The organism is Pseudomonas sp. Pseusp97, from assembly GCF_047304025.1.
GTDB lineage: Bacteria > Pseudomonadota > Gammaproteobacteria > Pseudomonadales > Pseudomonadaceae > Pseudomonas.
The window spans coordinates 1-244 of sequence record NZ_JBGLYK010000596.1; the positions used below are offsets into that span (position 1 = coordinate 1).

General features: G+C 62.7%; 1 pseudogene. It reads left to right on the plus strand.

From position 1 onward, the window contains the following. Positions 1 to 244: pseudogene (locus ACCC94_RS30465) on the plus strand (hypothetical protein); the annotation flags it as partial.

Consider the following 244-nt stretch of genomic DNA (forward strand, 5'->3'; position numbering starts at 1 on the left):
GCGCAAGTCTGATCGGCGAAGCTGTCGACTATTCGATCCAGTATTTCGTCGTCTATCTCGGTGCCGGGCGCGATTGGGACGCGCGACGGGGCGCACGTGCGGTGCGTCCCGCGTTGAGCGTAGCGCTTGCCACGAGCCTGCTTGGTTACGCGATTCTCACCTGGGTACCGTTTCCCGCGCTCAAGCAGATCGCATGTTTTGCGATGGCGGGCATCGTGACGGCGTTCGCCTCGGTGATGTGGCT